21 protein-coding genes, 1 tRNA gene, 4 pseudogenes and 1 other annotated feature are annotated in these 24906 nt (G+C 38.0%); of the genes and pseudogenes, 5 read left to right on the top strand and 21 right to left on the bottom strand.

What is annotated here, in order from left to right; translation table 11 throughout:
* Position 1 precedes the first annotated feature (1 nt).
* Entirely contained in the window at positions 2 to 835 is an 834-nt protein-coding gene (locus WS44_RS00480; RefSeq protein ID WP_013641801.1) for an energy-coupling factor transporter transmembrane component T, read from the top strand.
* Positions 836 to 856: 21 nt separating this feature from the next.
* Here the strand turns inward: WS44_RS00480 and WS44_RS09720 are convergent, their stop codons facing one another.
* From WS44_RS09720 to WS44_RS00415, 14 genes and pseudogenes are all read right to left on the bottom strand, one after another.
* Positions 857 to 1021 (bottom strand): hypothetical protein, encoded by a 165-nt coding sequence (locus WS44_RS09720; protein ID WP_013437729.1) that lies wholly within the window; start codon positions 1019 to 1021, stop codon positions 857 to 859.
* A 31-nt stretch (positions 1022 to 1052) separates the two neighbouring features.
* Positions 1053 to 1508 (bottom strand): DUF441 domain-containing protein, encoded by a 456-nt coding sequence (locus WS44_RS00475; protein WP_013641800.1) that lies wholly within the window; start codon positions 1506 to 1508, stop codon positions 1053 to 1055.
* A 222-nt stretch (positions 1509 to 1730) separates the two neighbouring features.
* Positions 1731 to 1922, bottom strand: a complete 192-nt coding sequence (locus tag WS44_RS00470) for an LPXTG cell wall anchor domain-containing protein (protein ID WP_013641799.1) — start codon at positions 1920 to 1922, stop codon at positions 1731 to 1733.
* Positions 1923 to 1978: 56 nt separating this feature from the next.
* Positions 1979 to 2425, bottom strand: a pseudogene (locus WS44_RS00465) (collagen-binding domain-containing protein); the annotation flags it as partial.
* Between the two features lie 173 nt (positions 2426 to 2598).
* Positions 2599 to 2980: pseudogene (locus WS44_RS10250) on the bottom strand ([citrate (pro-3S)-lyase] ligase); the annotation flags it as partial.
* An 89-nt stretch (positions 2981 to 3069) separates the two neighbouring features.
* The gene (locus WS44_RS00455) at positions 3070 to 3861 is read right to left on the bottom strand and encodes an alpha/beta hydrolase (RefSeq protein WP_013641797.1); all 792 of its coding nucleotides are present in this window, start codon (positions 3859 to 3861) and stop codon (positions 3070 to 3072) included.
* Positions 3862 to 3920: 59 nt separating this feature from the next.
* Positions 3921 to 4630 (bottom strand): annotated as a pseudogene (locus WS44_RS00450) (anion permease).
* Positions 4631 to 4848: 218 nt separating this feature from the next.
* On the bottom strand, positions 4849 to 6165 hold the full coding sequence (locus WS44_RS00445) for a C1 family peptidase (protein ID WP_013437722.1): 1317 nt from the start codon (positions 6163 to 6165) through the stop codon (positions 4849 to 4851).
* Between the two features lie 125 nt (positions 6166 to 6290).
* Positions 6291 to 7217, bottom strand: a complete 927-nt coding sequence (locus WS44_RS00440; RefSeq protein ID WP_013437721.1) for an L-lactate dehydrogenase — start codon at positions 7215 to 7217, stop codon at positions 6291 to 6293.
* Positions 7218 to 7380: 163 nt separating this feature from the next.
* Positions 7381 to 8757: a flavocytochrome c gene (locus WS44_RS00435; protein WP_046432475.1), complete on the bottom strand. Its 1377-nt coding sequence runs from the start codon at positions 8755 to 8757 to the stop codon at positions 7381 to 7383.
* Between the two features lie 10 nt (positions 8758 to 8767).
* On the bottom strand, positions 8768 to 10171 hold the full coding sequence (locus WS44_RS00430; RefSeq protein ID WP_046432472.1) for a class II fumarate hydratase: 1404 nt from the start codon (positions 10169 to 10171) through the stop codon (positions 8768 to 8770).
* 130 nt (positions 10172 to 10301) lie between these two features.
* On the bottom strand, positions 10302 to 11003 hold the full coding sequence (locus WS44_RS00425; RefSeq protein ID WP_013437718.1) for a methionine ABC transporter permease: 702 nt from the start codon (positions 11001 to 11003) through the stop codon (positions 10302 to 10304).
* The gene (locus WS44_RS00420) at positions 10996 to 12057 is read right to left on the bottom strand and encodes a methionine ABC transporter ATP-binding protein (RefSeq protein ID WP_013437717.1); all 1062 of its coding nucleotides are present in this window, start codon (positions 12055 to 12057) and stop codon (positions 10996 to 10998) included. The genes WS44_RS00425 and WS44_RS00420 overlap by 8 nt, the downstream gene beginning before the upstream one ends.
* Before the next feature lie 11 nt (positions 12058 to 12068).
* Positions 12069 to 12923, bottom strand: coding sequence for a MetQ/NlpA family ABC transporter substrate-binding protein (locus WS44_RS00415; protein ID WP_046432470.1), 855 nt, complete (start codon positions 12921 to 12923; stop codon positions 12069 to 12071).
* 42 nt (positions 12924 to 12965) lie between these two features.
* Positions 12966 to 13205, bottom strand: a binding site (T-box leader).
* 136 nt (positions 13206 to 13341) lie between these two features.
* Between WS44_RS00415 and WS44_RS00410 the strand changes: the two genes are divergently transcribed.
* Positions 13342 to 14274: a DNA/RNA non-specific endonuclease gene (locus tag WS44_RS00410; RefSeq protein WP_013641794.1), complete on the top strand. Its 933-nt coding sequence runs from the start codon at positions 13342 to 13344 to the stop codon at positions 14272 to 14274.
* Between the two features lie 45 nt (positions 14275 to 14319).
* Here the strand turns inward: WS44_RS00410 and WS44_RS00405 are convergent, their stop codons facing one another.
* The 5 genes from WS44_RS00405 to WS44_RS00385 form a co-directional block, all read right to left on the bottom strand.
* Positions 14320 to 16737, bottom strand: coding sequence for a cation-translocating P-type ATPase (locus WS44_RS00405; RefSeq protein WP_013437714.1), 2418 nt, complete (start codon positions 16735 to 16737; stop codon positions 14320 to 14322).
* An 81-nt stretch (positions 16738 to 16818) separates the two neighbouring features.
* The gene (locus WS44_RS00400) at positions 16819 to 17325 is read right to left on the bottom strand and encodes a dihydrofolate reductase (RefSeq protein WP_013437713.1); all 507 of its coding nucleotides are present in this window, start codon (positions 17323 to 17325) and stop codon (positions 16819 to 16821) included.
* Positions 17326 to 17333: 8 nt separating this feature from the next.
* A complete protein-coding gene (locus WS44_RS00395) occupies positions 17334 to 18290 on the bottom strand; it encodes a thymidylate synthase (RefSeq protein WP_014565772.1) in 957 nt (318 codons plus the stop codon).
* A 127-nt stretch (positions 18291 to 18417) separates the two neighbouring features.
* Positions 18418 to 19806, bottom strand: a complete 1389-nt coding sequence (locus WS44_RS00390) for an amino acid permease (protein ID WP_013437711.1) — start codon at positions 19804 to 19806, stop codon at positions 18418 to 18420.
* A 134-nt stretch (positions 19807 to 19940) separates the two neighbouring features.
* Positions 19941 to 20029: transfer RNA gene (locus tag WS44_RS00385), tRNA-Ser, on the bottom strand.
* 129 nt (positions 20030 to 20158) lie between these two features.
* Between WS44_RS00385 and bsh the strand changes: the two genes are divergently transcribed.
* Entirely contained in the window at positions 20159 to 21136 is a 978-nt protein-coding gene (gene bsh / locus WS44_RS00380; protein WP_046432461.1) for a choloylglycine hydrolase, read from the top strand.
* A 103-nt stretch (positions 21137 to 21239) separates the two neighbouring features.
* Positions 21240 to 21815 carry a phosphatase PAP2 family protein gene (locus WS44_RS00375; protein ID WP_013437709.1) on the top strand — a complete coding sequence of 192 codons (576 nt, stop codon included), beginning with the start codon at positions 21240 to 21242 and terminating at the stop codon, positions 21813 to 21815.
* Between the two features lie 52 nt (positions 21816 to 21867).
* On the opposite strand, the gene WS44_RS00370 is transcribed toward WS44_RS00375, so the two are convergent.
* On the bottom strand, positions 21868 to 22701 hold the full coding sequence (locus WS44_RS00370) for a DegV family protein (RefSeq protein WP_022087193.1): 834 nt from the start codon (positions 22699 to 22701) through the stop codon (positions 21868 to 21870).
* 226 nt (positions 22702 to 22927) lie between these two features.
* On the opposite strand from WS44_RS00370, the gene eno reads away from it, so the two are divergent.
* Positions 22928 to 24214: a phosphopyruvate hydratase gene (gene eno, locus WS44_RS00365; RefSeq protein ID WP_013437707.1), complete on the top strand. Its 1287-nt coding sequence runs from the start codon at positions 22928 to 22930 to the stop codon at positions 24212 to 24214.
* Between the two features lie 143 nt (positions 24215 to 24357).
* Here eno and WS44_RS09715 read toward each other — a convergent pair.
* Positions 24358 to 24599, bottom strand: a pseudogene (locus WS44_RS09715) (DUF4767 domain-containing protein).
* Between the last annotated feature and the right edge of the window lie 307 nt (positions 24600 to 24906).

Raw genomic sequence — 24906 nt, 5'->3', positions numbered from 1 at the left:
TATGCATGATGAAAGTCAAATACTAGGCTATCAACCAGGGAGTGGTTTTATCTATCAGCTAAATGCCACGACCAAGTTAGTTTTCATGTTGCTAGTTTCGGCAGCTTGTATGATTACTTACGATACCCGTTTTCTAGTTGCGATTGGTATTCTCTCGATCTATCTTTTTAAGGAAGCAAACATCAAATGGCGCCAAATTTCTTTTATCGTTAAATTTATCGTTGCTTTCATGATTTTGAATTTGCTCTTTGTTTACCTTTTCCAACCAACTTATGGTGAAAATATCTATCATTCAAAGAGTATCTTGATTCATGCTGGTTACTTTACATTGACCATTCAAGAAGTTTTCTACCTATTTAATTTATTCTTGAAATACGTCTGCTCAATTCCAGTCGTGCTGCTTTTCTTGCTCACAACGAATCCAAGTCAATTTGCGGCAAGTTTAAATCGCATCGGTATCAGCTATAAGATTTCTTATGCCGTAGCATTGGCATTGCGCTACATCCCTGATATTCAAAATTCTTATTGGTCCATCTCGGCCGCACAACAGGCACGTGGTGTTGAACTATCTAAGAAAGCTAAATTATCTAAACGAATCAAGGGCACATTAAACATTGTCATGCCACTAATCTTCACTAGTTTGGATCGAATCGATACAATCAGTACGGCAATGCAACTCAGACGATTTGGTTCCAAGAAAAAGCGTACTTGGTATGTTGCAGAATCATTTAAAAAAGATGATTTTTGGGTAATGGGATTAGCCGTTGTACTAGTTTTACTTGTCGTACTTCTTTGGCAACTTGATCACGGCCGCTTCTATAATCCATTTGTATAATTAAAAAGGATCGCTATCAATTTAGCGATCCTTTTTATGATGTTTCTTCTTTTTATCGTCGTCTTCTAAGGTAACGATCTCTGGCTTTTTAGGTATTGGCGGTGTAATTACTTCATAATTGCGCAAACGTCGTTCTAGATAATCGTCTAGTTCTTTACCTATATTTTCGTGAACAATTATTGTCATTTAGTCCACCTTCTTTTTTCTAATTATACATCTAAAAGTGCAGATTAAATAAGGTGATCACTAGATATGTCATACCGCTGGCAATTACGGGGCCAGCTGCCACGCCTTTGAAGACCACCACACCGATGATCGTACCGAGCACTAAGGCAACGGTCACTTGTGGTACGGCGGCTAATTGGTCAACGCCATATCTAGATAAAATAGCGACTAAGATACCTGCTAAAACTGCGATCCATCCTGCTGGTGTTTTAAAAGTTTTGATTAGGTCTTTAAAACCAATCTGTCCGGTAGCAATAGGGATTAAGATTGCGACTGAGATGACAGTCACGCCCCAGTTGATTCCTTTTGCTTGAATTGTTGGCAGCCATTTACTGGTAAAAGGTAGTAATTTGAATAGCATCACAACCCCTGTCGCAATAATCAATGACATATTTTTTCCAACTAATGCTACTACTAAAATTAAGGCTAAAAATAGCCAACTCTCCATCTACTTTTCCCCCTCAAAAATACTTATTTTCTTACTTTAACAAAAAATTGTTTTCAAGACAAAATAAGTGAAATCTAATTCCAAATATGCAATAATAAAAATACGCAAGGAATGAATATTGTATACGCAAATATAGTCCACGGAAACGTGGACTTTTTTGTTTGTAAAAGAAAAAGCCCGATTGCTCGGACTTTTTGGGACATAAGTTTATTAAGGATTAATTTATTCTTTCTTGGCTTGATCGAAGAAGCCGATCATTATTGATACAGCGCCTAAGACCAAACCAAGTAAAGTAACATGATTTTGCTTTTGTCCAGTTTGTGGAAGTGTAGTTGCCACCTTTTTATTTACTTTTTTAACTTGAGGAGTGACTACCTTTTTTACTGAGATATGTTTGATAACTGGTTTATCCACCTTAACTGCGGTTGTAGCAGTCTTGGCTTTTTTAACTGTTTTTGTCTTTTTATCGGTCAGTACTGCTTTGCCAAAATGGCGTTTTGCTTGAGGTTGAAAGAATACTTCCTCATTATTGTTGGTCGCTGGAGCTTGGCTAACTGTACCTGCATCAGGTAAATGAGTTTTGACTTGGGGTTCACCAAATTGAGGTGTTTCCGGCTCGTCTGAATCTTTAGAGCTGGTGGGAAGAAGTTAGGTTGTTCAGGATCAGAATTTGGTGTTGGTTTAGGTTGGAGCTCTGGTTCAGGTTCTGGTTGGGGATTAGGAACAACTGGATAAGCTGGCATCATCCAATCCCAACGGTGATTTTCACTACCAATAGTAACTTCTTTAGCTACTATGTTACCATCTACATTAAATCCAGTATCAAATACAGCATTTGGAGCTAAAATACTTCCCATGAAATGACCATTAGCAATTTTCAATTCTTGTAAATTGCTACCAAAATTCCATAAAATACGATTGGAATATTTATGATATTCTTATGAATCGATTTTTTCATTACCATAATATAAATCCATATTGGCAGCAGACGATAATGAAGTCAGATTTTCATTTTTTCCAACATTAATAATAATCAATGGAGATTCTTTAGTATCTGTTAGGCCATGAAATGTTATTGTACCGGAAGTCAATGTTTATGACCTAGCGTGAACGGATTAGCATTCATCACAATCGCAGCTATCTTCTTATTAGCTTGATCGTCAATCTTGGGCAAGTCATGCAAGTAGTCTTGGATATCAGGCGTACCATTTTCAAGAAAGGCTGCCTCGTCAGTTTTCGCCAAGAGATTGAAGTGCAAGTGTTCAAAGCTTGCCGCATACTTTGCTTTCGTAAAAATAAAGGAATGGAAAGTCTTTTCTTGGGTTAGGTAATTCATCAAATTGGTGACTACCTTGTTCAAGCATTATCGTTTTTAACACCGATATACTTCAAAACATTGCCACTAACACTACCAGTTCCCACTTTTTTCTAGTCGAGGAGTCGTTTAAAAATAAATCAACGACTTTGTCCATAAACATGCCACCTTACTAAGCATTAATAACAAGTAATTATTTTCACAAATTCAGTGTACTCCCAAATTTTAATTATTTTAATTTAATCACTAAATTTTTAATTTTTTCAAAAAATCAGCGATGATCTCATGTGTTTTTTCAGGTTGTTCTGCCTGTGGTAAGTGACCACATTCAGGAATTAGAGCAGTTTCTACCTGATCATTTAAGAATTTAACCGCCTTAATGAAATCAGGATTGAAATATGGCGATTTAGCCCCAGCAATTACAAGAAGTGGCACAGGCATATCCATGACCACGTCGCGCCAATCTTGCTCAGCATGTTCAACTAAGCATTTATAGTTTTCTTCCGGATCATAAGGAAATTCTTGATATTCCTTCTTAGCTGCTTCAAACATTTCGTCATCAATATGGTGATAAAAAGCCTTGCCAAAATCTAGCTTTAACATTTCAGGATAGTTATCCCAATTTAGATCTTTAAAACCATACTTCCAATTCTTGTCGGCGATCATCTTTGGTGATTGATCCAAGTCAACCATTGCCTTGAGTCTACCCTTGCCATAGATGGATAAATAAGCCCAGATGTTGGCGGCACCCATGGAGTTGCCAATTGCAACAACATCATGCAAGTCTAGTTTAACTAGTAATTCTTCTAGATCTGCGGCATGACGACTAATGCGTTGTCCGCGATAAGTACGTTCAGATTTTCCTTGGTTTCTTGGATCCAGCATAATGAAGCGATAATCCTTCTTAAATAAGTTAATTAAATCGCGCCACATCTGACTAGAACCACCGATTCCTGGGATTCCGAGCAAAACTGGCTTATCTTTTTCACCAGTATCACTGTAATGTAAAGTTACATTATCATTTGTTTTAAATTCCATTTTTCCTTACTTTCTATTACACAAAAAGGCAACCCGGTTATCCCAGATTGACTTTACTTTTAACAGACACCAATAACTTTCATCCATAAAGTACCAACAATACCAAAGATCAAGATGTAGACGATACCTAAAACAAAGTTCATCTTCCACCATTCATTTTGTTTGACATAGCCCGTCGTAGCCAAAATAGAAGCTGGACCGTTAGCATAGTGCGTGGTTGATGCGTTGATTGCGCCAGTGAATGCCAAAAGCATTAGAAATTGATTCAACTACTAGCCAAGTAACACACCAGTACGAGCACTATTTGATGGAATCAAAGCACCCATAATCAATTCCAAACCAGTAATCGCATAACCGATACCAATTGATTTTTTACAAAAACGTTTAATCATGAGGTATGCGACACGGTTACCTAAACCAGTCTTGCTAATACCGTGAGCCATGATAAAGGCCATCGCAATTAACCGGGCAGCTGAGTTACCGAATGAACTCAAAATACCAGTTTGAACGACAACACCTTTTGAGTTAACCCCGTCTTTAACTGGAGCAATTCCAACCAAGACAGTTACAACCATCCCTAAAAGCGTGGTACTACCAATTGGGAGCGGCTTTGTTATACATCCCACAATAGTCGCTACGAAAATAGCAAACATTTCCCATGCTTGAGGAGTTAATCCACTAGGCCGCACGGAGTGATCAGCCACAACACAATCCCCATTACTAAAGGCCAAATAAAGCCTTTGTAGTTTACTCTTTCTAGATATTTCATTTTTTCTTCCCCTGCTTAGCTTTAATAAACTAAATTTTAAAAATGAATGTTTTCACATAGTATTATATACTTTTTATTCGAAATTTAAGCATCTTTAAATAAATATCGATTTTTTAGTATTTTATAAAAATATATTAACTTGTGAAATTAGTTCATAAATAACTTGTTATTTTTATAGGCAAAAGAAAAAAGCCTAGTAAGAACTAGGCTTTGAGCTATTAACCAATGTTGTCCCATGGCTTTAGGTCGATTGCTGGACCTTCTGCCAATTTAACTTGTTCATCAGTCAAAAATTCTTTTCTAACTACGACATCGTAAACATAATCTTCAAACCATGGTTGGCTCATTTCGTAGAAGCCCTTGTGACCATATTTATCGCCCCAAGAGTTTTCAACCTTCCACTTGCGAATGTGGCCGTGATCTTCATCAACGCCGACTAAGGTCATATCGTGAGTAGCAAAACCTTCGCCAGTCGCTAAACGATCAGCCTTGCTCATCTTGGTATCAACACCAAATAATTTATCGGTTTGGTAAAGTTCGGTATCAAGATAACCAGTCTTTCTTTCCATTTGCTTCAAAACGTCGTTACCAAAGATTACGGCATCCCCAGACTTAAGTTGTGCTACAGCAGCTTGAGCCAAATATTCAATTGGCACATTCAAAAACTTAATTTGATCACCGCCATCAACATTGTCATAAAGTGGCATATGGTAAAGCTTGTTAAATTCGTGGTTAGGACAGTTTGATAAAACTACATAATCATCAAACTTAAAATCCTTGAAATACTTTTGTACGAATTCACGTGGAGTTAAGTCTCTTTCCAAGTGATATTTCTTGTCGTCATCGCGGTATTCCAAGTCAAACTTCTTTGGTGGTTCGCCTAAGGCAACAGATACCATGCGGTAAACTTCATTCAAAAAGTGCTTCTTAGCCTTTTCAAGTTCATCTTGTGAACTGCCTTCACTCACTAATTTACGTAAAGCAATAGCATCTTTTCTTTCCTTACGTGCTAAAGAATCGATCAAACCAGTAGTATTGTTGGAGTTAAAACTTTCAGGCATTGCGTATGAAGGTACAACACCATATTTTTTAACTAGGTTGATGGCCATGCTCCAAAGGCCGCCGTCTTCACCAGCAAAAGCTAACCATGATTGCACTTCGCGGTCGTTAAGTGGCTTATCAGCCAAACGGATCATTGCATTATAAAAGGCATTTGCACGTTCAATCTTATCCCAGAAAAAGTTATAAGCTTGTGAGAAAGTGAAATCTTTTACTTTGTTTTGCTTGCCAAAGTAATGACGCAAAACATTCAATGTGGCAAATTCCCAGCAACGACCAGAATGCTTTTGGTCAGTTACGCCACCTACATCAAGTTCAGTTGAAAAAACATGGTTTAAACGTTCTGAAACGCGATCGTTAAAGGATGCTTCAAGTAATCCGCTACGACGAGCAGCACGTGAAGCAACTTGATTTTTGCTATTAGTATTGAAATCGGCAGAAAAGTCTGCGATCTCTTGATCAGAAATAACTGTCATATCCTACCTCGTTAGTCTCTAATTTCTTATTAATTCTTTAATCATAATAATACCTTCTTTTGTATTATCTAGCAAGCAAAAAAAGGCGCTCAATGAACGCCTTTTTCTTAATATATCTATATCAATTAAAGTTCAATACCAGATAAAACTTCTTGCATTTTATCAGCTGAGTTGAGCATCTTAGCCTTTTCAGCATCTGAAAGCTTGGTTTCGATTACTTGTTCAATACCTTCACCGTTGATAACAGTTGGAGTACCTAAGTACAAGTCGTGCTTAATGCCATATTCGCCGTTAATTGGTGCTGATAATGGCAAGCAGATTGAACGGTTGTCCAAGATGGCACTAACGATTTGGGTAAGCATCATTGCAACACCATAGAATGTAGCACCCTTGTTAGCGATGATCTTGCCGCCCTTCTTGCGGACGTCAGTTTCAATTTCACTTAAAACATTGTCATTAATTTCTGCATAGTCGCGAAGCGGCTTGCCATCAACAGTTGATTCATCAAAGTTTTCAAAACTAGTATCACCATGTTCACCAAGAACCATTGAGTTAACCTTGGCAACTGGAACATTAAGCTTCTTAGCAAGTTCAACGCGAAGACGCATTGAATCAAGTGAAGTACCAGTACCAATTACACGGCTCTTAGGGAAGCCTGATAACTTTTGAGTTAAAGTAGTTAAGATATCTACTGGGTTTGCGGAAACAACGAATACACCCTTAAATCCTGATTCAACAACGGGTTCTACAATGCTCTTTAAAATCTTAACGTTCTTAGCAACCAAATCAAGTCTAGTTTCACCAGGTTTTCTAGGAACACCAGCAGTAATTACACAAACGTCAGCATCTTTAGCATCACTGTATTCAGCTGGGTGGATGTTGGTTTGACCCATAAACGGAGTGATATCTTCAAGGTCCATTGAGTCACCAACTGGACGATCCTTAGCTACATCGCAAATTGCCAATTCATCAACAGTAGCGTTTTGCAATAAGTCATTTGCAAAAGTTGAACCTACGGCACCATCACCAACAAGAAATACTTTTCTACTCATAAGTTATATTAGTCCTTTCATAAACGTAATTTTCTACATATTCCATTATACACTAAGCGCTTACATTAGACACTATTTATTAATTAATTACGTTAATATTGTGCTTTTCTTAACAAATATATTGAAAAAAAGACAACTCTCATTGTCTCTTTTTCGGTTAGATTTATTTGTGTTCTCTAGCGTATTTAGCCATTTGAATACCAGCCTGGCGACCAAAGATAACCGTTTCAGCAACTGAGTTACCACCAATACGGTTGTTGCCGTGAAGTCCGCCAGAAACTTCACCAGCTGCATAAAGACCTTTAATTACGTTACCGTTGGTATCCAATACTTGAGTTTCGGTGTTAATATGAATTCCGCCCATAGTGTAGTGAATAGCTGGGTGAATGTGAATAGCGTAGTATGGTCCACGGTTTAATTCACGATCCATACCAGTAGTTCTGCCAAATTCCTTATCCTTGTGGTTTTCAACGGCCTTGTTCCACTCATCTACTGTGGCAGCTAAGTTTTCTGGATCAACATCAATTTCCTTAGCTAAGTCAGCCAAAGTGCTGCCCTCCTTAACCAAGCCAATGTGGTCATAAAATTCTACAGCTGCAAAATGAGCACGAACACCTGAATCGAAGACCAAGTATGCACCGTCTTCGTTTAAACCAGTAATCGCACTTGAAACAATTTTACGGGTGTTTAATTCGTTAACAAAACGCTTGCCGGCCTTGTTAACCAAAATAGCACCTTCACCACGTAAACCTTCACCGATTAAGTAAACGTGTGGGTTATCAGTATCTGCAGTTGGGTGAACTTGAATAAAGTTCATTTGCATCAATTGCGCACCAATTTCTTTAGCAAGCTTAATCCCATCGCCAGTAGCACCTGGTTGGTTGGTAGTCTTGTAGTCAACTAAATCTGGACGATACTTCTTGATGATTTCTTTAGAAGCGCCAAAGCCACCAGTAGCAAGCAAAACTGCCTTAGCCTTAATTGTTTTAACGCCTTTATCAGTTTCAACTTCTACGCCGTTAACATTGCCATTCTTGTCTTGCAACAATTTAGTTACTTTAGCACCAGTAAAGATATCTACACCGGCCTTTTTAACTTGGTTAGTTAAACGTGACGTCAAATAAAAGCCAACTGGTTCCATTGAACCTGGACGGTGAGCTCTCTTTACGCTCATCCCACCGGTAATGGTTAAATCAGTCAAACGAACGCCATATTTCATTAACCAGCTAATTGCAATAGCGGAGTGGTTAACAAAGTACTTAAGCATTGCACGGTCGTTTAATAAACCGCCACCTTTTAAAGTTTCTTCGTAAAAGTCACGGTTGTTGTCAATGATTCCTTCATCAAGTTGAACCAATGATTCAGATCCGTTCATACCACTAGAAGCACGACTAGTGTTACCACCAGTTTTACCGTTCTTTTCCAAAATAACAACATTCAAACCAAGTTCACGAGCTTGAAGTGCTGCTGTTAAACCAGTACCACCTGAACCAACAATTATTGCATCATATTTATTTTTTAATTCTTTATTATTTGGCATACTACATCCCTTATTCTTCTGGAGTGGATTGATCAACATTAGTCATCTTCATGTAATCCATCCATTTATCATATTGTTCTTCTGTAACTTTACCACTCTTTAAGGCAGCTTCCTTCAAGGTAGTGCCTTCTTTATCAGCAGTTTGAGCAATTTTGGCAGCTGCATGATAACCAATATGTGGTGACAATGCGGTAACTGTCATAAGTGAATTTTCAAGCAATTCATCCATACGCTCTTCGTTAACAGTTAAGCCATGTATCATTTTATCAGCAAAACCAGTAATTGTACCAGTCAAAATGTCACATGAATCAAGAAATGCTGCAATGATTACAGTCTTAAAGACATTCATTTCGAAGTTACCTTGGCTTGAAGCAAAAGTAATTGTTGTATCATTACCGAATACCTTAGCAGCAGCCATAGTTACGGCTTCTGCCTGAGTTGGGTTAACCTTACCTGGCATAATGCTTGAACCTGGTTCATTAGCTGGAATATTTAATTCGTGATAACCGGCACGAGGACCTGAAGCAAGCATACGAACATCTTGAGCAATCTTAAACATATCAGCAGCCAAGGTCTTAAGTGCGCCATGAACAACATCAAGACCTGAGTGGTGAGCTAAGCCCCAGAACTTGTTGGTCTTAACCTTGAATTCATGACCATATACTTCTGATAATTTACCAGCAATCTTTTCAGTCATGCCTGGTGCAGCGTTAAGTCCGGTACCTACAGCAGTACCACCGATAGCCAATTCATAAAGAGTTGGCTTCAATTCTTGAATGTATGAAAGATCATGTTTCAATGCGGAAATGTAGCCAGATAATTCTTGACCAAAAGTAAGTGGAGTTGCATCTTGCAAGTGAGTACGACCAACCTTAACAGTCTTCCAGTACTTCTTTTCCTTAACTACTAATTCATCAATCAAATGCTTGATAGCAGGTTCAAGCTTGTCTAAGGCTTCAACAGCAACGATATTCATAGTAGTTGGATAAGTATCATTAGATGATTGACCACGGTTAACATCATCGTTAGGCAAAATACCTAAACCTGGGTGAAGCTTGTTGGCCAAGTTAGCCACTACTTCGTTAACGTTCATGTTACTTTGAGTACCTGAACCAGTTTGAAGTACGTGTAATGGGAAGTCTTTTCTTAAATCTGTATCATTAAGTGCTAAAAGATGATCAATTGCATCTTCAATTGCTTCACCTTTTTCTTTAGGTTCATCCCCAACCTCAACGTTTGATTCAGCTGCGGCCTTCTTCAAATGCAAAAAGGCACGGATGATTTGAATTGGCATTAATTCACCGCTTGGGAAGTTATTGCGACTTCTTTCTGTTTGTGGACCCCACAAAGCATCCTTAGGAATTTTTACAGGACCGATGGTGTCGCTTTCAATACGATAGTTTTCTTCGCTCATTATTTTTCCTCCTTACATAAGCATAAGGTTTTTGTTAGTTTTCAATCACCTTTTATGATACCTGTAAAGGCTTTCTTTTTCAATTAAAGAAAAAAGATCTAGGATAGCCTAGATCTCATCTTAAAAATTTCTACCTATTTTGATGGTTCATCTTTTTAGCAAAGAAGTCACCAACAATTTGTACAATAAAAATCAAAATAATTACTAAGACAGTAGCAACTAAGGTAACGTCATTGTTAAAACGATTGTAACCATATGAAATAGCTGTGTTACCTAAACCACCGGCACCGATGGCACCAGCCATTGCAGTTAAACCAATCAATGAAATGATGGTTACTGTTGAAACGCGGATTAATTCTGAACGTGATTCACGTAAGTAAACATCAAAAATTATATCTGAAACAGTTGCGCCTAAACTTTGAGCAGCCTCTACTTTACCTGTATCAACACTTTCAAGGGCAACTTGTACCTGACGAGCGTAGAATGGGAAAACACCTAAAGTTAATGGAACTAAGGCTGCCTTCATCCCGATTTGAGTACCAACAATCTTTTGCGTAACAGGTGCAACAAAGGCAAGCAAGATTACAAATGGAATAGCTCTAAAAATTGAAACTATCTTATCGCAAACGTTATACCAGAACTTGTTTGGACGAATACCGTCTTCTTTGGTTACAACAAGCAAAACACCAAAAATAATTCCGAGAATGCCACCGAAGATTGTGGCCCAAAAAGTCATGAATAATGTTTGAAAGATACTAGTTCCCCAGCCAGCGTCTCCGCCCCAGCCGAGTTGTACGACATTTGGACAAACTTTTTCAAACCAACTAATCATCTAAATTCCCCTTTTCATCCAATCTAGTCAAAGTAACGTTTTGCTTCTCCAAGAATTCTCTAGCTTGCTTTTGCTTATCGGCATCCCCTTTAACCAAAACAACCAAAGTACCGATCGCTTCGCCATTTAACAGTTCCACGTTACCATAAAGCATTGAAACCTCTACTCCAATTTGACGGTAAAGTTCAATAATGATGGACTTAGTCACATTAGCAATGCTGTAAACCAGTTGATATACCTCTTCATTTGCTTCTAGCTTGCCAAGGTTCAAGGCCTCTAAAGTTTGAATAGCTTCAAGGCCACCACCAACAAAGCGTTTAGTCAATTCCTTCTTAGGATGCAAGAAGACTTGACGCAAATTGCCTTTTTCAATCATCTTACCGTGTTCCATTACAGCAACCTTATTACAGATCTTCTTAACGGCATCCATTTCGTGGGTGATTAAAACTACAGTCAAACCTAATTGCTTATTGAGTTGTTTCAATAGATCCAAAATTTGTTGTGTATTTTGTGGATCAAGCGCACTAGTAGCTTCATCAGAGATCAAGATATCGGGGTGGTTAGCCAAAGCACGAGCAATAGCTACTCTTTGTTGTTGACCACCTGATAATTCAACTGGATAAAAGTTAGCCTTATCTTTCAAATCAACTAAATCAAGCAATTCTAATGAACGTTTTTCTAATTCTTCATCGGAAAGTTTTGCGTGCTTTAATGCAAAAGCAACATTTTCTAAAACCGTTGTTTCATTCAATAGGTTGAAACCTTGGAAAATCATACCGATTTTTCGACGTTCCAGTTGCAATTGTTTATTAGAAATAACTTGTTTGCCCTCTTTAACAAAATCGACATCGTTGACCTTGATATTACCCTTGCTAGGATGTTGCAGGAGGTTAATCGTTCTAACCAAGGTTGACTTACCGGCACCAGAGAAGCCGACAACTCCATAAATATCGCCTTTTTCAACGTGCAAAGTTACATCGCTAACTGCTTTGACAACTTTACCCTTTTTTTGAGGAAAATCTACATCAATATGATCTAATTGAATAATGCTCATTCTAACCCCTCCTACTTAATCTTGATATCCCAAGCAGCAATTTGTGAATTACCGTAGTAGTGCTTAGTCATCTTCTTTGTCTTTTCAGTTTGGTAGGCCTTAACCACATCTTTGTAAAGTCGGTTGTTTTCTTGACCCTTCTTAGCACAAATGATGTTGATCCATTGCTTAGAATCTTTGTTAACTGGTTCAACGTAAATAGTTTGCTTATCGCCTAAACCAGCTGGACCAGCATAGTCGTTGTTAACTACTGAAGCATCAACTGAGTTGATTACTCGACCAGTTTGTTCAGCACCAACTTCCTTTAACTTAAGGTTGCGTGGGTTCTTAGTGATATCGGCTACAGTAACAAGTGTCTTGCCCTTTCTTAAACCGATTAAGCCAGCGTTTTTAAGAACAAACAATGCTCTTGATTCATTAGTTGCATCATTTGGAATGGCAATAGTTGCACCATCTGGCAATTGAGACAACTTCTTGTATTTCTTAGAGTACAAACGAATTGGTGCAATATAAGTTTTACCGATTGAAACTACACCACCACCATTTGACTTGTTCCATGCTTTAAGGAAGGCGTAGTGTTGGAAAGCATTCAAATCAACATCGCCAGATTTCAAAGCCTTGTTTGGCTGGTTGTAATCAGTAAAATTCTTTATCTTAATCGTAATACCATATTTATCTTTAGCCGTTTGAGCAACGCTCTTCCAAATAGCTGCATCTTGTTTACTTTGTGAGACAACACCAACTGTTACAGTCTTGGCTTGGGTTTTACTTGGAATTCCTGGTCCAAAACTAAACCAACCAGCAATTAAGATTAAAACGCCGATAATTGTCCAAATAATTGTATTTCTCCGTCTACGCTTACGCATGTAACTCAACTCCTAATAATGAAAATAAAAAAGCATTCATCCTAAAAGGACGAATGCTCGTGTTACCACCTTTAATTCATTTATCACTCACGCGATAAATCTCATTAGCTATCAAATTAATAGCCTGCACTGTTAACGGGTGCAAATCCGCTGATAGCTAAATATCACTATCAGTCATCGTTCCAAGCCCATATTCGCTAGGGCCTATTTGCTAACTTTCACCACCACGTTAGCTCTCTTTATAAATAGGGAACTAGTTACTCAGCTCTTCAAGATGTTTGATTAATAATTTGTTATAAATAAGTTATCATCACTTTTTAATCTAGTCAACATATTTTTTAATTATTCTTCTGAGTAAGCGGTTTTATTTTATAATGTGGTTATATCTTATAATTTAATAATTGCTAAGGAGAAAGAAATGAAGAAAAATCACTTTCGAAGTTTGGCTCTCTTATTAGTAGCGGCAGTAGGCTTGATTTCCTTTGCCAATACTAATGTCCCATGCAATAACCAAACCGTTTATGCCGTTTCAGATAAATCACTCGCTAATCTGAAATTTCATAAACAAGAAATTGTTACGGTCGACCATAATGAACCGCGCTTCTCTAAAAGTACGTTGTCAAAGAAAAATGGTCCCTGGCAAAAATACAGTAATTTAGATTACTTAAATAGAGCTCAGGCGGCTAATGCCCTTTTGAATAAGAGATTGATGCCCCATAGTCCAAGAGCCGGTTTGACTTGGGATCCAACTGGTTGGCACAACAAACGCATTGCTAGTGGCTGGCTTTACAACCGTTGTCACCTAGTTGGCTATCAATTAACCGGTCAAAATAATAATCCGCGCAATCTAATTACTGGAACACGTGAATTAAACGATCCAGACATGCTCAAGTACGAAAATGAAGTTGCCGATTATTTGAAAGACTCTTCAAGTAATTACGTTCGCTACAGAGTTACACCAATTTTCAAAGGTAATGACTTGTTAGCAAACGGTGTTGAAATGGAAGCTAAATCAATCGGCAGCAATGCTGTTGATTTCAATGTTTATATTTTCAATGAGCAACCTGGCGTAATCTTAAACTACAAAGATGGTACTAGTCGCGTTAAACATGGTTCAAGTACGATTGCTGAACATGTAAAAGCTAGAAGCCATCATGTGACTAAAGCAAGAACCATTCATAACATTAAGCACAAGATTTCTACTGCAAATTACCGTGTAATTGGTAACAAACGCAGCAAGATTTATCATGTTGCCAGTGGTGAAAACTATCATATGAGTTCAGCCAATGCAGTTTACTTCCCTTCAGAAGCTGCTGCTAGACGTGCTGGTTATCGTAAATCATTAAGATAATGAAAAAGAGTTATCTGCTTTTTTAAACAGATAGCTCTTATTTTTTTATTGAACGCTCTTGCGCCCGCGTTGATAAGCTTCATGCAGTTCCGCAAAAGTCATATTCTTACCCTTTTGATCAAAGACAACCAATACTTCTTGCACACCATCCAAAATTCTTGATAACCAGCGGAAAATTGTAGTTGCCGCACAGAACAAGACAAATAGAATGAACATTGCCTTATCAGAAATCATGGTCAGTGAGAACAGATTGTGTAAGAAGATAATCGCTAAAACTAACCCGGCGAATGATCCAATCATTACGCATAAACGGAATTTATTTAATGGAGCTGAAATGTGGTAAAGTACCATCATTCCCACTGCCACCAATAAAAGTGTTGCCGTTGTACCTACATCATTATGATCAAGCGATATATAGCCGCCTGCAACCACCAAAATACTTACCGCCAGCATATCGGTTACCCCACCAGGGATTGCTCTTGCCAAAATATTGGGAATAAATTGTCCGCGAATTCTATTGTGATTACTTTCTAGAGCCAACAAGAATGATGGCAAGCCAATGGTGAAGGCAGAAATCAAGGTAATCTGTGATGGCTGTAATGGATAATCAATAACCATTACGAGTGAGAAGATAGCCATCAAAAATGAGAAGATATTCTTTACCAAGAACAAACTGGCTGAACGCTGAATGTTATTAACTACGCGCCGACCTTCATTTACCACCTTAGGCATTCTAGCAAAATTTGAATCAAGCAATACTACTTGAGAGGCTTGAACAGCCGCACTGTTACCGGATGCCATCGCAATTGAACAGTCTGCTTTCTTCATTGCCAAAATATCGTTAACACCATCACCAGTCATAGCAACGGTATTGCCTAAGTTTTGCAAAGCATTAACAAACTTACGCTTTTGTTCTGGCTTAACTCGACCAAAGACACTGTAGTTCTTCACTGCATCTTCATAACCATCATCAGGTATTTCCTGTGCATCAATATATTTATCAGAATTTTTAATACCAGCTTGCTTAGCAACTCTTGAGACAGTTACAGGGTTATCACCTGAGATAACCTTAATTTCTACACCCTGTTTAGCAAAGTATTCAAAGGTTGCTTTAGCTTCTTTTCTTATTGGGTTAGACAAGAGAATATAGCCGTAAACTTCAACTGGTTTAGATAATTTAGAATCGTCTTCAGTTAAAACACCTGGATAATTGACTACGATTAAAACACGATAACCAGTTGCGGCATATTGTTCAAATTCATCCTTATACTGATCGAACTGGTCACGCAAAACCATTTCTGGTGCGCCAATTAAAAGTGTATGATCGTCAAAAATTACGCCACTATATTTATTAACTGAAGTAAATGGCAGAATACCGCTGGCTGTTTTACCAGTATTTTCAGTGAAATGCTCGTGAACAGCCTTCATTGTCGCATTATCTGCCGGCATGCTAGCAGCAAAATCACCTATGAGTTGGTCTAAGTTGTTTCTTTTAAAGTCTTTAGAAGCAACTGCTTTTTCTACGCTCATCTTTGGCTCGGTAATCGTACCTGTTTTATCAACACAAAGTACATTAACTCGAGCTAAAGTTTCAACACTCTTCATATCGTGGAGCATTACCTGCTTCCGTGCTAGACGAACTGCAGAAAGTGCTAATGCAATAGTCGTCAAAAGGTACAAGCCTTCTGGAATCATACCGATAATCGCAGCTTCCATGGAAACGATACTACGGTATAAAGACATGTGGTTGACAAAGAAACTCATCGAGAACAGTGCTATTCCCAGGGGAATAATGATAATGCCGACCCATTTAATCAATTTGTTAATTGAGCGAACCATTTCTGACTGTTCACTGCTGCCCATGGCTTTAGCTTTAATCGTCAGCTTAGAAATGTAGCTTTCCTTACCCACTTTTTCTAGTTGCATATAAGCAGAGCCCGAAACTACAAAGGAGCCAGACATTAGCTGATCGCCAACATCTTTAGTAATTTCATCAGATTCACCAGTTAAAAGAGATTCATTAACCCTGATGTCACCTTTGACAACTTGGCCGTCGGCAGGAATCTGATCCCCTGTTTTAAGTAAAACCAGATCTCCTTTAACTAGTTTCTCAATTGGGACTTTTTCTTCTTTACCATCACGTAATGCCACGATCTCTGTTGCATTCATGACGTTCAATTTACTTAAGATCTTTTTAGCACGGATTTCCTGAACAATACCAATTACCGTGTTTAACACAATAACTGGCAAGAAGGTCAAATCCTTATATGCGCCAACTAAGACTAGCAAAATTGAGAGTACCAAGAAAATCAAGTTAAAGTAAGTAAACAAGTTTTCTCGGATGATTTGTTTATTTGTTTTAAATTGATCATCAACGGCTTTATTGACTTCACCAGCTTGAATACGCTGTTCAACCTGGCTACTAGTTAAGCCTGTTTCTAAATTTATTTTTTCTTCACTCATTTTTATTACCCGGTAAATAAATAGTTAATATATTCCATTATAACCAAGAATAAAAAAGGTTCGCAAATCTGCGAGCTTATTTTAGTGTTTTCTTATATAAGTCAAAAAAGTATAAGGATATTTATTCTTGCTATCGGCATCGTGATGCTCTTGATGCACTAAATCAAACTGTGAGTAATCAATCTCTGGCATAACTGTATCTGCTTTAAAGGCGCCCTCAATTTCAGTTTTTTCAAGGATATCAACCTGATCAAGCAAGGCTTTAAAAATTGATACGCCACCAATCGCACATATCTTTTCACTTTGATGATTGGAAAGATATTCATTCATTTCATCGATTGATGTCAAAATCTCTACCTGGTTATTATCTTTCCATTTACTTTTCATTTCTTCATTGTGGGTCAAAACAATGTGCTTTCGTCCTGGCAATAACTTGGGTAAGCTAGCAAAAGTTTTCCTACCCATTAAAATTGGATGATCCATTGTCTTTTCTTTAAAATGCTTTAAGTCAGCTGGTAAATGCCAAGGCAAGTGCCCATCTACGCCAATTTGTCTTTTTTTATCTTCTGCCCAAACATATTCGATCATGCTATCACCTAAACCGCAACTGGTGCCTTAATCGTACCATGGTGCTTGTAATCTACTACCTTGATATCTTTCATTTTAAAATCTTCAATGTGCTTCTTCTCAGGATTGAGCCAAAGTTGTGGTGAATCATAAGGCTTACGGGAAAGCAATTCCTTTACTTGATCAAAGTGGTTGCGGTAAATGTGTGCGTCCCCCAAAGTATGAACAAATTCACCCACTTCAAGACCAGTCTCACGTGCAATCATATTAAGCAAAAGTGCATATGAAGCAATGTTAAATGGCACACCCAAGAACATGTCACCACTTCTTTGGTAAAGTTGAACACTAATCTTTCCATCAACCACATAAAACTGGAACATGACGTGACATGGTGGCAGTGCACTTGTTGGCACATCTTCTGGGTTCCATGCAGTCACGATCATTCTACGTGAATCTGGGGTCTCCTTAATTTGCTTAATTACATTGTCAATTTGATCAATAAAACCACCATCACGTTTTTGCCAATGACGCCATTGTGCACCATATACATCGCCTAAATTGCCATACCTTTTAGCAAAGTCTTCATCATCGAGAATTCTTTGATCAAATTTTTTCATCTCTGCTTGGTAGACCTTATTAAATTCCGGATCACTTTGACTACGCAAACCGAAATCAGTCATATCGGGGCCTTGGTATTCAGCACTAGTTACCCAATTTTTAAAGGCCCATTCATCCCAGATATGATTATTATGTTCTAGCAAAAAGCGAATATTGGTATCGCCACGTAAGAACCAGAGAAGTTCACTTTTAATCAAACCAAAGGGAACCTTCTTAGTCGTTAATAATGGAAAGCCTTTTGATAAATCAAAACGCATTTGTGCACCAAAATAACTTCTGGTACCCGTACCGGTTCGATCACTCTTGTCATGGCCTTCAGTCATTATCTTTTGCAAAAGATCCAAATATGGTTGTTCAAGAATTGCCATTTTCTACACACCTTTCAAGTTTTCATCTTGTTTAAGATACCATAGATCTGGTGTATTTGATAATGTAAACTACAAGATTTAGTATTTTTAAGCAAAATAAAATAGATGAACTGAATCATCTTTTTCATTAATTTTTCTTAAATTCGCCTTTATGTCTAATCAGGTAGACGACTGTTGCAACAATCAAGACCAATGCGCCGACAATAACTGAGATTCTCGTATCAGGATTAATGAACATGAAAACTACAATTACTAAGAGCATGGCAAAGGCAAAATAATTTGTGAATGGATAAAGTGGCAACTTAAATGGGTGAGTGGCCATTTTATCTTTATTGTGTCTTCTAAATCTAAGTTCGGCCAGCAAAATCACAAACCATGGGATCATCCCTGGTAAAACAGATGAACTGAACACAATAACAAATAAGTCTGAAGCAGAATGATTAAATTGTGAGGCAATTACGTTCAAGACAAAACCAATAAAGATACCACCTGAGATACCCATAATAGCGCGATCAGGCACGATTCTCTTGGAAATATGCTTGAAAGGACTAGGTGCTTCACCATCATGTGACAATTTAAACAGCATCCGACTTGATGAATAAATTCCTGAGTTTGCACCTGACAAAGCCGCAGTTAACACAACAAAGTTGATAATTGAAGCTGCCACAGTAATTCCTACTTTAGCAAAAGTAGTTACAAATGGTGAACCAAGACTACTCAATTTATTCCATGGATAAATAGTCACGATAACAAAGATCGCACCCACGTAGAAAATCAAAATTCTAAATAAAACTGACTTAACACTTTTAACAATTGCTTCTTGTGGGTGAGCAACTTCACCAGCTGAAATACCTAAAAGTTCGATTCCTTCATAAGAACCAACGATAATTGACATTGAGAAGAAGAAACCTTTGACGCCACCAGTAAAGAAACCGCCATGAGCCCATAAATTGCTGAAACCAGTTGGCTTGCCACCGTTACCAACACCGAAGAAGATAACAATGAAGCCCAAAACAATCATTAAAATAATGGTGATTACCTTGATCATCGCAAACCAGAATTCCAGTGAAGCATATGCTTTGGCACTAGCTAAATTGGCTAAAAGCAAAAATGCAATAATGATGATCCCCGACCATAAAGCACTGATATTCGGCCACCAATATTTCAGATATTCTGTCGCGGCCACCACTTCTGACATACCAACAATGATATATTCAAAGACATTGGCCCATTCGGCTAAATATCCAGCTAAGGGATGAACGTATTCTGTTGCATAATCCGCAAATGAACCTGTCCCCGGATTGATGTAAAGCATTTCCCCGAGTGCTCGCATAACAATGTACAAAATCAGGCCCACAAACATATAGGCCAAAAGTACTGAAGGACCAGTCCACTTAATTGTTGACGTAGACCCCATAAATAAGCCGACACCAATTGCTCCACCAAGTGAAATCATTTCCATTTGGCCAGCAGTCATTGTTCGACGCAGCTGGGGCGCGTTATTCTTTTTACTCATAACTCAACTCCATATAATTAATCTATTCCTATTAATTACTGGAATTAATTTACTTTTGCTTTTGGCGTTTTGTCAAGGGCAAAAATAAAAAAGCCACTATAAATTAGCAGCTTCATCAAAATTCATAAATAATAAGGAGTGTACAGGATTTGAACCTGCGCGCCAAGGAAAACTTGGTTCGCCGGATTTCGAGTCCGGTGCATTACCACTCTGCCAACACTCCATAACACTGATATTATAACCTTATTGTTAGAAATAGTCCAAAACTATTTTCACTTTACACAGCATAACTTATTGTTACAATTAGAGTATACCTAATATTTGAAATAAGATATAGAAAAGAGTTTTTAATATGTGTACTTCAATTGTGTTTAGTCCTAAAGATCACTACTTTGGTCGTAATCTTGACCTAGAAATAACTTTCGGTCAGCAAGTCGTGATTACCCCTCGCAACTATGGTTTTAAGTTCCGCAAGATGCCGGAATTAAAACAACATTACGCTATGGTAGGAATCGCCCTTAATGCTGGCGGTTATCCTTTATACTTTGATGCTGCTAATGAAAAGGGCTTGGGAATGGCCGGACTAAATTATCCTGGCAATGCCACTTACTATGACGTCAAAGATGGCAAAGACAATGTTGCTTCTTTTGAATTCATCCCTTGGATTTTGGGCCAATGCGCTACAGTAGAAGAAGCTAAGAAATTGCTTGCCAAAATCAACATTGCTGACATCAACTTTAGCGAAAAAATGGTTGCTTCTAAACTTCACTGGTTAATTGCCGATAAAACCGGCACTTCAATTGTTGTTGAAACTGATAAAGATGGTATGCATGTTTACGATAACCCTGTTGGTTGCTTAACTAACAACCCACAATTCCCTAAGCAATTGTTCAACTTAAACAACTACGCAGATGTTTCTGCCGCAATGCCAAAGAACAACTTCTCAGATCAAGTTAAAATGGACGGCTACAGCCGCGGCTTAGGTTCACACAATTTGCCAGGTGGTATGGATTCAGAATCTCGTTTTGTCAGAGTAGCCTTCAACAAGTTTAACGCCCCTACTTCCGATTCTGAAGAAGAAAACGTGGACACTTACTTCCATATTCTGCATTCAGTAGAACAACAAAAAGGCCTGGATCAAGTCGGCCCAGATGCTTTTGAGTACACTATTTACTCTGATGGTATCAATTTGGATAAAGGTATCTTCTACTACACTACTTACACTAATAAGCAAATCAACGTAGTTGATATGAATAAAGAAGATTTAGACAGCAGTGATTTAATTACTTACGATATGCTCACTAAAGGTAAATTTAATCATCAAAACTAAAAATTGCGCAAATAATGTTAATTTTGTTTAAAGATTAGCATTATTTTTTCTTTTGCGGTTAAAATAGATTTTACAAATAAGTTATTGGGGATATTGTGCATCAATGAATAATTATTTAGTGTTGCTCCTTGCAGCAACTGTTTTATTGTTACTCATTTTTAATATCAAGACCTCACGTCGTTTTAATCTATTTGACCACTGGCTACACCATCAATTAGTTAAAAAACGCAGTGGTTACAAATGGCAAGTAATTGCCTTTATTAACGATCCCAAATTGATGGTCGTTTGGGACGTGCTCTTAGCTGGCCTTTTGTTAAATGAAGAGCGCAATTTAACTGCACTTTGGGTATTGGGTACCTTAGGTTTTGCGGATATTTCCGGCATCATTTTAAAGAGATTGATCCGGCGCAAGCGTCCTATTCTCCACTCAGACATGGAAGAAGGCTACAGCTTCCCTAGTGGGCACGTTTTAGGAGCAACGACCATGGGGCTAATTCTATTGCAGCTTTTTGCTAAAGATTTAGGACTCGCCTTCATCATCACAGTTATTGCTGTTTGGATAATGGTAATCATTTCTCGCTTGAGTTTAAAAGCCCATTACCCATCAGACATAATTGGTGCAACTAGTTTGGCAATCGTTTGCTTTAGCATTTCACAACAATTATTTTTAGCACTCTAAACAAAAACGAGTATGTTTCTTGGAACATACTCGTCTTATTTTAATTTATCTTTTATTCGTGAAAACCAACCATAATGCCGCCCTCTTCAGCATAAAAACTGCAAAGGCCGCGCATTGGACGAATTGTAACTTGAGCATCAGGATATTCAGCCAAGATCTTATCTTTGATAATCTCGGCATCTTTTTCATTTTCGCAGTGGTCAATAATCACTTCACCGCCGTGATAATTGTCGTCCTTCATGTATTTAAGCAATTCACGCATTGCTTTTTTCATACCCCTAGCCTTAGTTAATGGTTCAAGCTTACCTTCCTTGCTTGCCGTACCGATCAAGTTAATTTTCAAAAGACCGGCAACCTTGGCTGCGACTGGTGAGACACGCCCATTCAGAGACAAATTATGTAGTGATTGCAGAATAAAGAGCAAATGCGTACGCATTCTGAATTTGGCAATTACTTCTTCGAGATCAACAAAGCGGATATCGCCTTGAATCATTTTCTCAATACCGTGCAAAACAATAGTTAATTCAGGGCCCGCACTTCTTGAGTCAACTACAATAATTTGACTGGTGGGATGCTTTTCCTCATACATTGTTTTTGCTTGAAGTGCTGAGGAAAAAGTACCACTCATACCACTAGTCATCGTGATGATGATAGCTTTTTCGGTACCTTCTAGTGCATTAAGCCAAGCTTGAATGCTAGGACAAGTAGTCTTACCGGCAACTTGATTTTGATTCATATCATTCAAAAATTCTCTGATATTCAAATTTTGATCGTCAATATAATCCTTACCGCCAAAAGAAATAGTCAAAGGTACTACTTCCACGTTGTGGTCAGGATCGCTTTTCATATTGCTACTAGAATCAATAATTAATTTAATATTCTCCATAATCAAATTCCTTATTTATCATAGACAATTATTTTAATACATGTATTATAGCGCATTGATATAGTAATTTATTATTGCCTTTATTAATTTTTAAAATGTAAACCGCTTTCATATGTTTACATGATCACAAAGTTAGGCTAAAATTTGAATTGTAAGCGGGACAAAAATTGTTCCGTATGGCATGCAAAATTTTTGTTACATGCCATAATTTTTGAGGAGGTTTATAATGCTCAAATCAGTTATTGAAAATGTACACGCACTCGAAATTTTTGACTCACGTGGTAACCCAACTGTTGAAGTTCACGTTACCCTTTCAAACGGTGTCGTAGGTAAGGCTGAAGTTCCATCAGGTGCTTCAACTGGTGAAAACGAAGCCGTTGAATTACGTGACGGTGGTTCACGTCTTGGTGGTAAGGGCGTTTCAAAGGCTGTTAACAATGTTAACACTGAAATCAACGACGCTTTAAAGGGTATGGACCCATTTGACCAAGCTAAGATTGACCAAACTATGATCGACTTAGACGGTACTCCAAACAAGGGTCGTCTTGGTGCTAACGCTATCTTAGGTGTATCAATGGCTACTGCTGTTGCTGCAGCTAAGGCTAACCACCAACCTCTTTACCGTTACCTTGGCGGTATTGATCTTGAAATGCCACAAACTTTCCACAACGTTATCAACGGTGGTGAACACGCTGACAACGGTATCGACATCCAAGAATTCATGATCACTCCAATTGCTAAGACTTCATTCCGTGATGGTTTCGAAAAGATCGTTAACGTATACCACACTTTGAAGAAAGTTCTTGAAGACATGGGTTACGAAACTGGCTTGGGTGACGAAGGTGGTTTCGCACCTAACATGAAGAACTCAGAAGAAGCTTTAAAGGCTTTACACGAATCAATTGTTAAGGCTGGTTACAAGCCAGGCGAAGATATCGGTATTGCATGTGACTGTGCTGCTTCATACTTCTACAACAAAGAAGACGGCAAGTACCACCTTGAAGGCAAGGTTCTTGACGATGAAGAATTAGCTGCATACTATGACAAGCTTTTGGACGAATTCCCAGAATTAATGTCAATGGAAGACCCATATGACGAAAACGATGTTGAAGGTATGGTTAAGTTCACTCAATCACACAAGGACCGTATCCAAATCGTTCTTGACGACTTCATTTGTACTAACCCAGCACTTTTGAAGAAGGCCATCAAGGAAGGTGCCGGCAACGCTTCATTAATCAAGTTGAACCAAATCGGTACTGTTACTGAAACTCTTGAAACTATCCGTATGTCACGTAAGAACGGCTACAACACTATGATTTCTCACCGTTCAGGTGAAACTGGTGACACCTTCATCGCTGACTTGGCTGTTGCTATCAACGGTGGTCAACTTAAGACTGGTGCTCCAGCTCGTTCAGAACGTGTTGAAAAGTACAACCGTTTGCTTGAAATCGAAGAAGAACTTGGCAAGGGCGAACGTCTTGCATTCTTCCCAGATGATGTTGACCACGATTAATTTCGATTAACCGAGTACAATTTCAACAAAAAGCATGTAGATTAATTTCTACATGCTTTTTTGTTTCATCTTTAAACTGATTTATTTTTGATAAGCTTTTTTAAAGCCTTTAATTAAAGTGGCATCATTAACTTGTTTAACTACTACAACTCCACCTTTTTTGACTGATCAAGTAAAATTACGGGTTTCTTATTCTTTAAACAGAATAAATAAGTATTATGCCAAGATTTAAAGTTATCATTAGCAATTGCACAACATTATATTGGTACTTATTTTTACCTAAAGGACTCCAACCGATCTTGATTGGCTTTTTCTTCAAGACAAATCTTGCTTGCGTAAAAGCTTGCGGATAAGTATCGCCCTTTTTAGTCTTTAAAAGATGAATACCATCGTAGAAACGATAAGTTTGACCAGATGATTTACTGCAGCTTGCAGTTTTTTAGTTTTGGTTTATTTCAGTTAGTTTTAACTATCTTTTTAGTTTTTGATTTGGACTTTTTCTTTTTATTCTTATCTTTTGCCTTTTTATCTTTAGTCTTTTCAACTTTCTTAGTAGTTTTTTAACTGACTTTTTGCTACTGCTACTTGCTGCTTTTTCTACTCTAAGTCAAGTGTTATCAACGATTTTAAGCAATTTTATTTTGAAATACAGGCCTAATCGGGAAATGGCTCCCGGAGAATCGAGTTAAATA

The organism is Lactobacillus sp. N54.MGS-719 (assembly GCF_000980505.1).
GTDB lineage: Bacteria > Bacillota > Bacilli > Lactobacillales > Lactobacillaceae > Lactobacillus > Lactobacillus amylovorus.
Note: the sequence above shows the minus strand (reverse complement) of the source record. Positions and strands in the feature narration are given on the sequence as shown.

What these genes read in the sequence shown, in the direction of transcription:
- WS44_RS00455 (WP_013641797.1), bottom strand. Translation starts at nt 3,861, where the DNA reads ATGGAATTTAAAACAAATGATAATGTAACTTTACATTACAGTGATACT.
- WS44_RS00430 (WP_046432472.1), bottom strand. Translation starts at nt 10,171, where the DNA reads ATGAGCGAAGAAAACTATCGTATTGAAAGCGACACCATCGGTCCTGTA.
- WS44_RS00440 (WP_013437721.1), bottom strand. Translation starts at nt 7,217, where the DNA reads ATGAGTAGAAAAGTATTTCTTGTTGGTGATGGTGCCGTAGGTTCAACT.
- eno (WP_013437707.1), top strand. Translation starts at nt 22,928, where the DNA reads ATGCTCAAATCAGTTATTGAAAATGTACACGCACTCGAAATTTTTGAC.
- bsh (WP_046432461.1), top strand. Translation starts at nt 20,159, where the DNA reads ATGTGTACTTCAATTGTGTTTAGTCCTAAAGATCACTACTTTGGTCGT.
- WS44_RS00405 (WP_013437714.1), bottom strand. Translation starts at nt 16,737, where the DNA reads ATGAGTGAAGAAAAAATAAATTTAGAAACAGGCTTAACTAGTAGCCAG.
- WS44_RS00425 (WP_013437718.1), bottom strand. Translation starts at nt 11,003, where the DNA reads ATGATTAGTTGGTTTGAAAAAGTTTGTCCAAATGTCGTACAACTCGGC.
- WS44_RS00475 (WP_013641800.1), bottom strand. Translation starts at nt 1,508, where the DNA reads ATGGAGAGTTGGCTATTTTTAGCCTTAATTTTAGTAGTAGCATTAGTT.
- WS44_RS00480 (WP_013641801.1), top strand. Translation starts at nt 2, where the DNA reads ATGCATGATGAAAGTCAAATACTAGGCTATCAACCAGGGAGTGGTTTT.
- WS44_RS00410 (WP_013641794.1), top strand. Translation starts at nt 13,342, where the DNA reads ATGAAGAAAAATCACTTTCGAAGTTTGGCTCTCTTATTAGTAGCGGCA.
- WS44_RS00395 (WP_014565772.1), bottom strand. Translation starts at nt 18,290, where the DNA reads ATGGCAATTCTTGAACAACCATATTTGGATCTTTTGCAAAAGATAATG.
- WS44_RS00390 (WP_013437711.1), bottom strand. Translation starts at nt 19,806, where the DNA reads ATGAGTAAAAAGAATAACGCGCCCCAGCTGCGTCGAACAATGACTGCT.
- WS44_RS00370 (WP_022087193.1), bottom strand. Translation starts at nt 22,701, where the DNA reads ATGGAGAATATTAAATTAATTATTGATTCTAGTAGCAATATGAAAAGC.
- WS44_RS09720 (WP_013437729.1), bottom strand. Translation starts at nt 1,021, where the DNA reads ATGACAATAATTGTTCACGAAAATATAGGTAAAGAACTAGACGATTAT.
- WS44_RS00420 (WP_013437717.1), bottom strand. Translation starts at nt 12,057, where the DNA reads ATGAGCATTATTCAATTAGATCATATTGATGTAGATTTTCCTCAAAAA.
- WS44_RS00400 (WP_013437713.1), bottom strand. Translation starts at nt 17,325, where the DNA reads ATGATCGAATATGTTTGGGCAGAAGATAAAAAAAGACAAATTGGCGTA.
- WS44_RS00445 (WP_013437722.1), bottom strand. Translation starts at nt 6,165, where the DNA reads ATGACAGTTATTTCTGATCAAGAGATCGCAGACTTTTCTGCCGATTTC.
- WS44_RS00435 (WP_046432475.1), bottom strand. Translation starts at nt 8,757, where the DNA reads ATGCCAAATAATAAAGAATTAAAAAATAAATATGATGCAATAATTGTT.
- WS44_RS00375 (WP_013437709.1), top strand. Translation starts at nt 21,240, where the DNA reads ATGAATAATTATTTAGTGTTGCTCCTTGCAGCAACTGTTTTATTGTTA.
- WS44_RS00415 (WP_046432470.1), bottom strand. Translation starts at nt 12,923, where the DNA reads ATGCGTAAGCGTAGACGGAGAAATACAATTATTTGGACAATTATCGGC.